Origin of the sequence: Onishia taeanensis (assembly GCF_003268885.1) — a bacterium.
In the GTDB taxonomy this organism is placed as follows: Bacteria; Pseudomonadota; Gammaproteobacteria; order Pseudomonadales; family Halomonadaceae; genus Onishia; species Onishia taeanensis_A.
The window spans coordinates 178,980-191,615 of record NZ_QLSX01000006.1 but is presented as its reverse complement, the minus strand read 5'-3'; the positions used below and the strand labels follow the sequence as shown (position 1 = coordinate 191,615).

Here is a 12,636-nt window from a genome sequence, read left to right as displayed (position 1 = left end):
GCAGGGCCAGCTCATCGAAGCTGGCTCTGCGGCGATAAGAGGTGAGCTCAAGATAGGGGTGAGCCCAAGATAGGAAGTGACGCTCAAGATAGGAAGTGACGCTCAAGGATGCCTTGTTAGATCTTGAGGCCAAACCTGGCATCCAGCGAGAAGCGATCACCGCCGCGCAGAAAGATGCCCAGCGCCACCAGCCCCCACATCAGCGGATACTCGAGGCCACCGTTGGTCCAGAAGAAACCATTGGGGATGTGCACGCTCAGCGCCACGCCCATCAGCACCATCACCCCCAGCGCCGCAGGGCGTGTGAGCAGGCCAAGCACCAATGCCAGGCCACCGAAGAACTCGACCAGGCCCGCCATCAGGGCAAACAGCACCCCTGGCGTCATGCCGAGGCTGTCGGCGAAGAACTGGCCGGTGGCTTCCAGACCATAGCCGCCGAACCAGCCAAACAGCTTCTGGGCGCCGTGAGGCATCAGCAGCAAGCCCGCGGTCACGCGAATCAGCGGATAGGACAGCACCGACAGGCGCTGGAAGATCGCCGGACCGGGCGTGGCATTGGAAGCGGCGGCGTTGATGTTCTGGTTCATGAGCGTGTCCTCGTATCGTCTGTGGTTCGCAACGTCTGTGGTTTGCAACGTCTGTGGTTTGCAACATCTGGGGTAGCGATGCGACAGCTAGTTGATCGCAACAGGCGCTTGCGCCCTGTCGATGGAAGACAGCATATTGGGGTTTCCAGTTTTGCAGGAGATAGCGGAATGACAACTCATGGTTGATGAAATGGAAACCTCAGGCAGTGCAGCGCTGGGCGGCGCCCTGGAAGACATCCGCGCGTTCTGTGCGGTGGTGGAATTCGGCTCCATCTCCGCGGCAGCGCGGGAGCTTGATGAAACCAAAGGAGGCGTCAGCCGGCGCATTTCGCGGCTGGAAGGCCGACTCGGTGCGGCGCTACTGGCCCGCACCCCGCGGGCGGTCACCGCCACCGAAGAGGGTCTCTTGTTCCATGCCAAGGCCCGGGAGGCGCTGCGGCTGTTGGGAGATGCCACCGAAAGCGCCCGCGCCTCACGCTCGGTGCCCGAAGGAAATCTGCGCGTCACTGCCCCGATCGACATGGGCATCGACCTGTTGCCTGCCTTGGTAGTGGCCTTCCAGGAGCGCCACCCGCAGATTCGCATCGAACTGTTGATCACCGATACGCCGCTGGACCTGGCCGCCAACCGCATCGACCTGGCGCTGCGGGCCAGCGCCGACGACCTGCCCGACATGAACTATCGTGCCTCGGGTATCGCCGACTTCTGCATGCGGCTCTATGCGGCACCGGGCTATCTGGAAAGGCACGGCACACCGGCAGACCCGAGCGACCTGCAGCATCACGCACTGGCGATCCGTCGCGGACTGGAAGGCCCCACGCCGCTGGTGCTCACCGACCGACGCGGCAAGCGCAGCGAGATCAACGCCCAGCCTCGCCTGCGTACAACCGACTACGCCAGCCTCGCCCGTCTGCTGGCCGCTGGTGGCGGCATTGGCGTGCTGCCCGACCTGATCGTTCAGCCCCTGGTGGATGAGCACAAGCTGGTGCCCGTACTGCCCGACCATAGCGTCGCGACGGCGAGGCTCTATGCCATCACGCTATCAGGGCTCGAAGCCCCGGCGCGGGTCCGCGTGTTTCGCGAGTTTCTGCGCGAGGCGCTCAGCGGCTGAGGCATGCCCGACACAGGCCAAACAGGAAGCCAAGCCAGTCGCTTCAGGGCAAGGTGTTGGCATGAGCCTGGCACCAGGCAAGGTAGTCACTCGCCGGCAGCGCCCCCGTATAGAAAAACCCCTGCGCCTGATCACAGCCAAGCTCGCGCAGGATATCCGCCTGCCCTTGCGTCTCCACGCCCTCGGCGGTGACCGTCAGGTCCAGCGCATGCCCCATCTCGATCATGCAGGCCATCAGCTTACGGGCACGAGCGTTAACTTCCAGCTGGGCGACAAAGGTACGGTCGATCTTTAGCCCCGTGATCGGCAGGTGCTGAAGGTACTCAAAAGAGGCAAACCCCGTTCCGAAGTCATCAATGCTCACCCCGATCCCCGCATCACGAATGCGCTGAATGGCACGGCGTGCCGCCGCCAGGTCACCAATCAGTGCAGTCTCGGTAATTTCCACCTCCAGCCACTCGGCGGTCAGGTCGACTTGCTCGACCAGTTCGATGAGCAGATCGATCAGTTCGTCATCATAGAGGTTGTGCACGGACAGATTGATGCTGATGGCACCCCAGCCCGCATGCCGACAGGCAAAGCTGGCGGCCTCGCGAGCCACGAAGTGGGTAACGGGATTGATCAGTGAGGTGTTTTCCACCTTGGGCATGAACTGGCCGGGCGGAACCAGGCTGCCATCGGCCTGTGGCCAGCGGATCAGTCCCTCGCTGCCACACACATGACCGTTTACCAGGCAGATTTTGGGCTGGTAGTGCAGCGAGAACTCTTTCTCTTGGAGCGCGCAGCGCACACGGGCGATCAGTTGCAGGCTATCGAGGGAATGCCGCTCGAATCCGGGGGAAAAATGCTTGTGATCGCTGCCTTCCTGGATGGCCGTGAACAGAGCAATACGGGCCTCACGGACAAGGTCTTCCTGTTTGACGGTGTCGCCTTGTCGAAGGCTGCTGCCGATCGCCAGCTGCATGCGCACAGGTACCTGCTGAATCAGATAGCTTTCTTCACCGACATCCAGCAGTCGTGTAGCGATCCGTTCGATATCATGCAGATCGATATCGTGAAGGATCAGTGCCAACTCATCGTGATTGATCCGATAGGCGAACGGCTTTCCACATACGGCACCTTTCAAACGCTCGCTCAGCGAGAGCACCAGTTCATCGGCGGCGTCCAGGCCCATGGCATCGATGACGTCCGTGATGTCGGTGATCCGCACCAGCATCAGCCCGGTCGTCGCCCCTCGCGTGGCGGGCAAGTCAAGATGCCGGCCCAGATCTTCATTGAGCGCGACCTGATTAGCGAGGCCCGACAAAGGGTCGGTGCGCGCCATGGTTCTATGACGGCTGGCCGACCGACGACGCAGCAGGAACAGCCACCCCGACACCCCACCCAACAACAGGTACTGGGCTATTCGAACCAGATAATTGGATGTGCTCTGCTCGATACTGAGCGCGGCATCCTGAGGCATGAACGCCATCAGGATGCCGGCGGCGAACGCCACGCAAAGCCCGCCGACCAGCGCATACCAGAAGGCGCCGATCAGCACGGGCGCCAGCATCAGATAAGGATAAGCGTAGGCCGTGCCTCCCGTGGCATAGACAATCCAGGTGCCCATGAGCAACAACAGTGCCAGGCTGACGCAGCGCTTGAGATGGTGGATAGCAGGTAGCATATCCCCACGATCCCTCCACTCCGTTGTTGTCAGAACATCGAATGACCTCATGACCTGCTGTCCTCATGTACCCCCAGAAGGTCTACAAGGGTATACAAAGACGCCAGGCCCATCAGGCTAAAACGTCACTCGATACCAACGCTGTCCCAGAAAAGCCGCACATGAGGCAGTAGCGGGACGGGAATATCCATCACCCCCTCCTTTCCCCCGGTCTGTCTTTCTTCTCGCTTGCAGCGCAAAGCTGGCCCGCCACCGAGACGATGGCGGGCCTGGCGATCAGAAGCTTTCCGTCCTTAGAAGGCCTCCCACTCCTCCTCGTTGCGAACCGCCGACTTGGGACGAGTCGTAGCCGATGCATGCGAGGATGCGCCGGACGCCGAGGGCAGCGAAGGGGCCTTTTCCTCCCCGCGGGGGAGCGGCTGGGCGTTATCATCGCCCAGCTCGAAGGAGCCGAGCAGGCGCTGCAGCTGTTCGGCCTGATCGCGCATCTTGCTCGCCGTGGTGGTCGACTGCTGGACCATGGCGGCATTCTGCTGGGTCATGGTGTCCATCTCGGTGACGGCCGTGTTGACCTGACCGATGCCGGAACTCTGCTCCTTGGCGCCGGCCGTGATCTCTCCGATCACGTCCGTCACCTTGGCCACGCTCGCGGCGATCTCCTGCATGGTCGTACCCGCATCGCGCACCAGCTTGGCACCCGATTCGGTATGCGCGGCAGAGGTATCGATCAGCGCGCGAATCTCTTTTGAGGCATCGCTTGAACGCTGCGCCAGAGTCCGCACTTCTTCGGCTACCACAGCGAAGCCACGACCGTGCTCACCGGCGCGGGCGGCCTCTACCGAGGCATTGAGTGCCAGGATATTGGTCTGGAAGGCGATCGAATCGATCATGGTGACGATGTCGCTGACCTTGCTGGACGAATCATTGATATCCGCCATAGTGCGTTCGACATCCTGCATGGCCGACTCGCCGCGGCGCGCTACCTCACCGGTGCCCAGCACCAGCTGGTTGGCCTGCTGGGCAGACTGAGCGCTGTGATCCACGGTGGAGGTAATTTCTTCCATCGACGACGAGGTCTGCTGCAGGTTGGCGGCCGCCTGCTCGGTGCGGGTGGCCAGCTCCTGGCTGCTCTGTTCCATGTCGCTCGCAGCGTCACGCACGTGGCTGGTGGTGCTGCGCACCTCACGCAGGGTGTCCTGCATGCGGGACACGAAGAGATTAAAGCCCTCGGCCAGTTGGCCGACCTCGTCGTGAGTCGAGACGTTCAGGCGCTGGGTCAGATCGCCCTTGCCGCTGGCGATGTTGCTCATCGTCTGGGCCGCGGAGCGGATCGGCTGCAGCGTGCGTTTGACCACCCAACCTGCCACCAGCGCGACGCCGATAAACAGCGCCAGCGCCATCAGCAGAGAACTGATGATCGAATTCCGCAGATTGTCGTTGGCCGTCGCCTGGGCATCGGCCATGGCCTCTTCCACGTCCACCGCATAGACACCGGCGCCCAGCATCCACCCCCATTTATCCAGCCCTACCGAATAGGAGTATTTGTCCTCTTCCTGTTTGGTCGTGGGGTGCGGCCATGGATATTCATGAAAGCCACCGCCGGCCTTGGCGTTCTCGATCAGTGTGCGAATCATGTAGCCACCGTCAGGGCCCTGCAGGTCAATCAGGTTCTTGCCCTCGAGATCGCGATTGATATGGGCAACGGTGGTGCCGTCGTAACGAAACACAAAGATGTAGTTATCGCCGTCGAAGCGAATCGACCGCAGGATCTCTGCCGCACGCGCCTTGGCGTCCTCGTCATTGGGCCCCGCCTTGTCATAGATAGGGGCGATGGCGCTCTTGGCCGCCAGCACCACATCCTTTACCGCCTCCTGGCGCCCTTTCAGCAGCTCTTCACGCTGCTGCGCCAGGTTGTCATGGGAAGACTGAATTCGTTGATAGGTACTCATGCCCACCAAGGTGAGCGTGATCAGCAACAGCGGTACCAGCACCAGCGTCATCACCTTGGTCTGCAGGTTCCACCGGCTTGGACGAGAGTGTTGTGTCGTCATGGATACTTCCCTGAAGTGGTTTGCGAAGCGCGTAATCACTATCGATATCGGCATTACTATCCATATCGGCCTGCTCGGAAAGCGACTTGAGATAGCCAAGACTAAAGGAGGAAGGGGAAAGCGGTTCTGGAGAGCTCTTCAGAACAAGACATAGCCAGACAAGAAAAAGCCAGACAAGAAAAAGCCGGCTGATCATTCGATCAGCCGGCTTCATGTATTGCGCTTTAGCGAGTTGCTCGCTTGCTGTTCAGGCTGGCCCGCCACCTAGACGATGACGGGCCTGGCGATCAGAACGCTTCCCACTCTTCCTCGTTGCGAGCCGACGACTTGCCACGCGTCGTCGCCGGTGCACGCGAAGACGCACCAGAGGCCGAGGGCAGCGAGGGCGTCTCAGAGCGGTAAGAGGAATCAACGTCGCCGTCACCCAGCACGAAGGAGCCGAGCAGGCGCTGCAGCTGTTCGGCCTGGTCGCGCATCTGGCTGGCGGTGGTGGTCGACTGCTGAACCATGGCCGCATTCTGCTGGGTCATGGTGTCCATCTCGGTGACGGCCGTATTGACCTGACCGATACCGGTGCTCTGTTCCTTGGCGCCGGCCGAGATCTCACCGATCACATCCGTCACCTTGGCCACGCTTTCGGCGATCTCCTGCATGGTGGCACCCGCATTGCGCACCAGCTCAGCGCCCGATTTGGTGTGCTCAGCAGAGGTATCGATCAGCGCACGAATCTCCTTCGACGCGTCACTGGAGCGACTCGCCAAGGTGCGCACTTCCTCGGCCACCACCGCGAAGCCACGACCGTGTTCACCGGCGCGTGCGGCCTCTACCGAGGCGTTGAGCGCCAAAATATTGGTCTGGAAGGCAATCGAGTCGATCATGGTGACGATGTCGCTGACCTTGCTGGACGAGTCGTGGATGTCCGACATGGTGCGCTCGACTTGCTGCATGGCCGACTCGCCGCGGCGTGCCACCTCACCGGTGCTGAGCACCAGCTGATTGGCCTGCTGGGCAGACTGGGAACTGTGGTCCACGGTGGAAGTGATCTCTTCCATCGAGGCCGACGTCTGCTGCAGGTTGGCGGCCGCCTGCTCGGTGCGGGTGGCCAGCTCCTGGCTGCCCTGCTCCATTTCGGTTGCGGCGTCACGCACGTGGCTGGTGCTGATGCGCACTTCACGCAGGGTGTCCTGCATGCGCGAGACGAACACATTGAAGCCGTCGGCCAACTGGCCAACCTCGTCGCGGGTCGAGACGTTCATTCGCTGAGTCAGGTCCCCCTGACCGCTGGCAATGCTACTCATCGCCTCGGCGGCGGAACGAATCGGCTGCAGAGTGCGCTTGACTAACCAACCCGCCACCACCGCAACGACGATAAACAGCGCCAACGCCGTCAGCAGCGAGCTGATGATTGAATCCCGCAGGTTTTCGTTGGCGGTCGCCTGGGCTTCGGCCATGACTTCTTCCACATCCACCGCATAGACGCCGGCGCCCAGCATCCAGCCCCACTTTTCCAGTGGCGCGGCGTAGGAGTACTTGGCCTCGTCCTTTCGCGTTTCAGGGTGCGGCCAGGAGTACTGATAGAAGCCACCGCCTTCTTGCGCCGTTTCGATCAGGCCTCGCACCAGGTATTTGCCATTGGCATCCTGGAGCCCAATCATGTTGGTGCCTTCCTTGTCGCGCGCATGCGGCAGCACCACGTTGGTGCCATCGTACTGATAGACAAAGATATAGTTCTTGCCATCGAAGCGAATCGACCGCAGCACCTCAGCCGCGCGGGCCTTGGCTTCTGCGTCGTTGGGACCCGCCTTGTCATAGATGGGAGCGATGGCGCTCTTGGCAGCCAGCACCACATCTTTCACTGCCTGCTCGCGGCTTGCCAACAGCTCCTCGCGCTGATGCGCCAGGTTTTCGTGGGAAGACTGAATGCTCTGGTAGGACTTCATCCCCACCAGGATGAGAGTGACCAGCAATATCGGAACCAGCACCAGCGTCATGGTTTTGGTCTGTAGATTCCACCAGCTTACCCTAGCTTTTTGTGTTGTCATGAATGACTTTTCCGTAGTGGTTTGCGAAGCGCGTGATGGGACCTATATCGGCTAGCACACTAAGCAACTTGATATGACATAGACTAAAGGTGTAGGCGAAAGACGCTACCTGAGACAGGACCGCACACGACGCTCGGCACTGCCAGGCATCGCATATGGCTGGCCGAACGGGTAGCAAAAAGCCATCACCGGAGCGAGGGAGGCACTGGATTGATCAATTCGGGGGGGACTGAGGCCATCAAGACTCGGAGGGAGGAAGTGAGTGCTTGATGTTGTGGTGCCGGCGGTCGGACTCGAACCGACACACTGTATCCAGCGGCGGATTTTGAATTTTGCCAGAACCTGCTCAAAGCAGCATATTAGCCGCAAGTTCAATCGATTACAGATCACCACATGCTTACTTAAAGCCACTTTGGCACATTGCCCTAGACAAAAATCAGGCAACAGCCCCTACTGTGCGCCCTTGTGCTACATTAGCTTACGTCTATAAAGCTTCTGGATGATCACGGATGATCAAACGTACCCTGCTACTAGCTATGGCACTTCTGCCCCTTTCCGCTCACGCCCAGGTCTACAAGTGCGAGGTGGACGGCTCAACAGCTTACCAGGATACCCCATGCACTGATGGTGAGGTCTTCATTACTCGTGACACGCTAACCTCTTTAGAAGCTCAGGCTCACGTCCGCTCCGATCCCTCTCCTGCTCGCCAGCCTATCCGTCGCCCCTCAAGCCAGCCTAGCCAACAACCCTCTAGCCAGTCTCCAAGCACTAGCTCATATCGATCTGAGCTCGAAGATAGGAATGCTCGAGTGAAAGCAGGTATTCGAGGAGAGATCGTAGAGGGTATGACCAAAGGCCAACTCTATATGATGTTAGGTGAGCCTGACCATGAAAGAAAGTACACACGTTCTGATGGAATGAGGTGTCAATACTGGACCTGGTCCGAACCCAGATTCGTACGTGAAGATATTTATCAAGCTACTATTTGCAATGGAAAAGTCATAACACACAACTAAAGAAAGGCGGCAGAAACAAGCCGCCAAAAATAATTACCAAGGAGGTTAATATCCATTATTCTCTGTGTACCTACTAACTACATTTATAGCTTTATCCACATCCCATGGCGCAACACTAATATCAACACTCCCATTTTTTTCAATCAAATCAGTACTAATCCCTTTGCTCACCAACTCCTGTTCTAAAACAAGCGCCTCACTTAAATCTGTGGTCGTCAACAAAAGATCCCCACCTTTACCCATTTTTTTCATTACCAGATGACCACCAAATCCGTGTCCACTCTTTCCATAACCTCTTTCTATATCATTAACTCTTGCTCCTAGAGATCTCAAACCTGATGACACCTCTTTCATAGATTCGTATACATCTGCAACTAGAGAAGCGCCATCAAGCCCAGAAAGATCTATATCCTTCAACGCATTTTCAATAATATTCTCTTTTGCCTTAGATATAACAGGATTATAAGCATTTGACTCAACCCCATCTTTACTGCCCAAAAGCCCTTTAAGCTTCTGACTTAAATCAAGGCCACCTTGCATATCATCAGAATAAAAAATTGTCCTCTGATCGTACATATCAAATGGAAGGTCCGTACCATTCTCACAGATCAGTATTACAGGCTTTCCTGTCGAGTGCCGAATGCCCAGCTCGTACATAACATTCGAATTAAGACCAGTTAGATTAACAATAACTAAATCATCATCTATTAAGTGTTCAATAACTCTTTGCGATATTGATCCTTGCTCGGACTCTTGGTGAGAGGCAACGCACTTATACCCATAACTCTCAACAACAGGCTTTACAACTGAATCAATCAGTCCATCAGTTGCTCTTCTTATTTTTGATCCATGTGGACCGATGGGAGTAACAAAAAATGCTTTTTTTAATATTTCACTTTCTTTACTTTTACTTTCTTTAACTGCCATCCCTGCCCCCATTTACAAACTCATAATAAATTTATATATCACCTACCTCACCCTAACCCCACCTATCCACAACCCTCTTGGCTAGTCGGTAGCCGTTCCCGTTGGCTTAAACGCTTTACGCGCCTTCTCTATCTCTGGGCTTACCTGCCCCGCTTCTTCGATCACTAGCCCCTCTTCCATACGTCATGGCTGCCTGCCACCGTCGCTTGTGCGACGGCTTCTCCCTGCGCTCAACCTTGCGGCGAACCTGCTTTGGCTTGCCGACCGGATGCAGGGCGACTGTATATGGACTTGTACTGATTCAAGCCTATCACAGCAAAATGAGAGCGGGTGCCGCGAAGGTCGGGGAACATGAAACTGCACCGAGCGCCCGTCAGGCGGGCACGGATAGCACGTGTAGAGCGTCTCGCTGCCAATCATGGCGGCAAGAAAAAATGCGCATGGGAAATACACAGGCACCGAGATTCGGTGGCAGGCTGTAGATACTTACGAGGGTGCTGAGGGCATCAAGACTCGAGGGGAGAGAAGTGAGTGCTTGATGTTATGGTGCCGGCGGTCGGACTCGAACCGACACACTGTCTCCAGCGGCGGATTTTGAATCCGCTGCGTCTACCAATTCCGCCACGCCGGCAGCGGGGACGCATTATACGGCAGACGCCCCACAGGTCAATCATAAACGCATCGCAAGCGACTGACTTCACTGGCGGGAACGGGTATCCTAGGCGCCTTGTCCGAATGGCCCAGTGCCATTACTGCACCGCTTTTGCTAGCCCGAGTCGATATCTCCCATGCAGCGCGCCGATTTCCATTACGAGCTCCCCGACGAGCTGATTGCCCGTTATCCCTCCGAGCGTCGCAGTGACTGCCGTCTGTTGTGCGTCGATGGCGCCTCGGAGGCGCTTGACCACCGCCGCTTCCCGGACCTGCTCGAGATCCTCGAGCCGGGCGATCTGCTGGTATTCAACGACACCCGGGTGATCCCGGCCCGCCTGCACGGCCAGAAAGCCAGCGGTGGGCGCGTCGAGATGCTGCTCGAGCGGCCGCTGGATGCCCACCGTGGCCTGGCGCACATTCGCGCCAGCAAGTCGCCGAAGCCGGGCACCGAACTGATCTTCGAGGGCGACGTGCGGGCGGTGGTGGAAGGCCGTCAGGATGCGCTGTTCGAGCTGCGCTTTCTCGGCGAAACGCCGCTGATCGCGCTGCTCGAGGCCCACGGCCACATGCCGTTGCCGCCCTACATCACCCGCGAGGATGAACTGGCCGACCGCGAGCGCTACCAGACCGTCTACGCGCGCCGCGACGGTGCGGTAGCCGCCCCCACCGCCGGCCTGCACTTCGATGAGCCGATGATGGCGGCGCTTGCGGAGAAAGGCATCGAGAGCGCCTTCGTCACCCTGCATGTGGGCGCCGGCACCTTCCAGCCGGTGCGCGCCGACGACATCCGCGACCACCACATGCACAGCGAGTGGATCGAGGTCGACGAGGCCGCCTGCGCCAAGGTTCGCGAGGCCAAGGCGCGGGGCAACCGGGTGGTGGCGGTGGGCACCACCGGCGTGCGCTGCCTGGAATCGGCCTGCATGAAGAGCCCGGGAGATAACAAAGAGGCAGGCGAGATCGCGCCCTACAGCGGCGAGACCGACATCTTCATCTACCCAGGCTATGAATGGCGCTGCGTCGATGCGCTGGTCACCAACTTCCACCTGCCGGAGTCGACGCTGATGATGCTGGTGGCCTCCTTCGCGGGCTTCGAGCCGGTGATGAACGCCTACCGGGCCGCGGTCGAGGAGCGCTACGCCTTCTTCAGCTATGGCGACGCCATGTTCCTGACCCGCGCCGACGCCACCTAGCGACGTTCGACAGTCGATATCCGGCAGGCAATATCCAAATACCCCCATTAGCCAGGGCCCGGCGCGTCGGGCCACCCTTCTTTTGGCGCTCTCATGACGGACGGGCCATGCTTGTCACCCGCCCCTTGTCGAGAGCCTTGATACGAGACAGCCTTCATGCGTAACGAATGCTTCATGACCTTCGAGCGCCTGGCCACCGATGGCCGGGCCCGCCGCGGCCGCCTAAGTTTCCCCCGCGGCACCGTGGAAACCCCGGCCTTTATGCCGGTCGGCACCTACGGCACCGTCAAGGGCATGACGCCCCAGTCGGTCGAGGAGATCGGCGCCGAGATCATTCTCGGCAATACCTTCCACCTGTGGCTGCGCCCGGGCACCGAGGTCATCGAAGCACACGGCGACCTGCATGACTTCGCCCACTGGAACAAGCCGATCCTCACCGACTCCGGCGGCTTCCAGGTCTTCTCGCTCGGCAAGACGCGCAAGATCACCGAGGAAGGGGTGCACTTCCGCTCGCCGGTCGACGGTTCCAAGGTCTTCATGGGGCCGGAAGAATCGATGGCGGTGCAGCGCTCGCTGGGCTCGGACGTGGTGATGATCTTCGATGAGTGCACGCCCTACCCGGCTACTCATGATGAAGCCAAGCGCTCGATGGAAATGTCGCTGCGCTGGGCCAAGCGCTCCCGCGATGCGCATGGCGACTCGCCGTCGGCGCTGTTCGGCATCATTCAGGGCGGCATGTACGCGGACCTGCGTGAGGCGTCGCTCAAGGGTCTGGATGAGATCGGCTGCGATGGCTACGCGATCGGTGGGCTTTCCGTGGGCGAGCCCAAGGAAGAGATGATCAAGGTGCTCGACTACCTGCCCGAGTGGATGCCGGCCGACAAGCCGCGCTATCTGATGGGTGTGGGCAAGCCGGAAGACCTGGTCGAAGGCGTGCGTCGCGGCGTCGACATGTTCGACTGCGTGATGCCGACCCGCAATGGTCGCAACGGCCACCTGTTCACCTTCGAAGGCACGATCAAGATCCGCAACGCCCGGCACCGTTACGACACGGCGCCGCTGGAAGCCGACTGCGACTGCTACACTTGCCAGCACTTCTCGCGGGCCTATCTGCATCATCTGGATCGCTGCAGCGAGATGCTCGGCTCGATGCTCAACACCATCCACAATCTTCGCCACTACCAGCGCCTGATGGCCGGTTTGCGCGGTGCCATCGAAGCGGGTACATTGGCGAACTTTGTAGAAGCATACTATGGTCGTCGCGGAATGCCGGTTCCACTGCTGGAACCAAACCCCGAATAACGGGGTCGCAAGCCCGTCTACACCGAATCTGACGACCGGGTGATGGCCTCATCACCCGGTCATTATTGACCCTAGAAACCCTCTCAG

Annotated in this window: 8 protein-coding genes and 1 tRNA gene; 3 read left to right on the top strand and 6 right to left on the bottom strand. The window is 59.2% G+C overall.

All coding sequences use genetic code 11. From position 1 onward, the window contains the following. Nucleotides 1–116: 116 nt before the first annotated feature. Nucleotides 117–587 carry a DoxX family protein gene (locus tag BCL93_RS09990; RefSeq protein WP_112055131.1) on the bottom strand — a complete coding sequence of 157 codons (471 nt, stop codon included), beginning with the start codon at nt 585–587 and terminating at the stop codon, nt 117–119. 178 nt (nt 588–765) lie between these two features. On the opposite strand from BCL93_RS09990, the gene BCL93_RS09985 reads away from it, so the two are divergent. Beyond that, nucleotides 766–1,698: a LysR family transcriptional regulator gene (locus tag BCL93_RS09985; RefSeq protein WP_112055130.1), complete on the top strand. Its 933-nt coding sequence runs from the start codon at nt 766–768 to the stop codon at nt 1,696–1,698. A gap of 43 nt (nt 1,699–1,741) precedes the next feature. Here the strand turns inward: BCL93_RS09985 and BCL93_RS09980 are convergent, their stop codons facing one another. The 5 genes from BCL93_RS09980 to BCL93_RS09965 all read right to left on the bottom strand — a co-directional run bounded on the left by BCL93_RS09980 (nt 1,742) and on the right by BCL93_RS09965 (nt 10,031). After that, on the bottom strand, nt 1,742–3,364 hold the full coding sequence (locus tag BCL93_RS09980; RefSeq protein WP_181463076.1) for a putative bifunctional diguanylate cyclase/phosphodiesterase: 1,623 nt from the start codon (nt 3,362–3,364) through the stop codon (nt 1,742–1,744). A 293-nt stretch (nt 3,365–3,657) separates the two neighbouring features. Beyond that, a complete protein-coding gene (locus tag BCL93_RS09975) occupies nt 3,658–5,415 on the bottom strand; it encodes a methyl-accepting chemotaxis protein (RefSeq protein WP_112055128.1) in 1,758 nt (585 codons plus the stop codon). A 287-nt stretch (nt 5,416–5,702) separates the two neighbouring features. Beyond that, nucleotides 5,703–7,457: a methyl-accepting chemotaxis protein gene (locus BCL93_RS09970; protein WP_112055127.1), complete on the bottom strand. Its 1,755-nt coding sequence runs from the start codon at nt 7,455–7,457 to the stop codon at nt 5,703–5,705. Between the two features lie 1,061 nt (nt 7,458–8,518). Continuing rightward, complete coding sequence (locus BCL93_RS17120) at nt 8,519–9,400, bottom strand: hypothetical protein (protein ID WP_146742483.1); 882 nt, start codon at nt 9,398–9,400, stop codon at nt 8,519–8,521. Between the two features lie 544 nt (nt 9,401–9,944). Further along, a tRNA-Leu gene (locus tag BCL93_RS09965) sits at nt 9,945–10,031 on the bottom strand. A gap of 157 nt (nt 10,032–10,188) precedes the next feature. Between BCL93_RS09965 and queA the strand changes: the two genes are divergently transcribed. Together queA and tgt are read left to right on the top strand one after the other, a co-directional pair. Beyond that, nucleotides 10,189–11,247: a tRNA preQ1(34) S-adenosylmethionine ribosyltransferase-isomerase QueA gene (gene queA, locus BCL93_RS09960; RefSeq protein WP_112055126.1), complete on the top strand. Its 1,059-nt coding sequence runs from the start codon at nt 10,189–10,191 to the stop codon at nt 11,245–11,247. Nucleotides 11,248–11,421: 174 nt separating this feature from the next. Further along, nucleotides 11,422–12,549: a tRNA guanosine(34) transglycosylase Tgt gene (tgt, locus tag BCL93_RS09955; protein ID WP_220086268.1), complete on the top strand. Its 1,128-nt coding sequence runs from the start codon at nt 11,422–11,424 to the stop codon at nt 12,547–12,549. The last annotated feature ends 87 nt before the right edge of the window (nt 12,550–12,636 follow it).

Coding starts and splice junctions, on each gene's coding strand:
- BCL93_RS17120 (WP_146742483.1), bottom strand. CDS start 9,400: ATGGCAGTTAAAGAAAGTAAAAGTAAAGAAAGTGAAATATTAAAAAAA.
- tgt (WP_220086268.1), top strand. CDS start 11,422: ATGACCTTCGAGCGCCTGGCCACCGATGGCCGGGCCCGCCGCGGCCGC.
- queA (WP_112055126.1), top strand. CDS start 10,189: ATGCAGCGCGCCGATTTCCATTACGAGCTCCCCGACGAGCTGATTGCC.
- BCL93_RS09980 (WP_181463076.1), bottom strand. CDS start 3,364: ATGCTACCTGCTATCCACCATCTCAAGCGCTGCGTCAGCCTGGCACTG.
- BCL93_RS09990 (WP_112055131.1), bottom strand. CDS start 587: ATGAACCAGAACATCAACGCCGCCGCTTCCAATGCCACGCCCGGTCCG.
- BCL93_RS09970 (WP_112055127.1), bottom strand. CDS start 7,457: ATGACAACACAAAAAGCTAGGGTAAGCTGGTGGAATCTACAGACCAAA.
- BCL93_RS09975 (WP_112055128.1), bottom strand. CDS start 5,415: ATGACGACACAACACTCTCGTCCAAGCCGGTGGAACCTGCAGACCAAG.
- BCL93_RS09985 (WP_112055130.1), top strand. CDS start 766: ATGGTTGATGAAATGGAAACCTCAGGCAGTGCAGCGCTGGGCGGCGCC.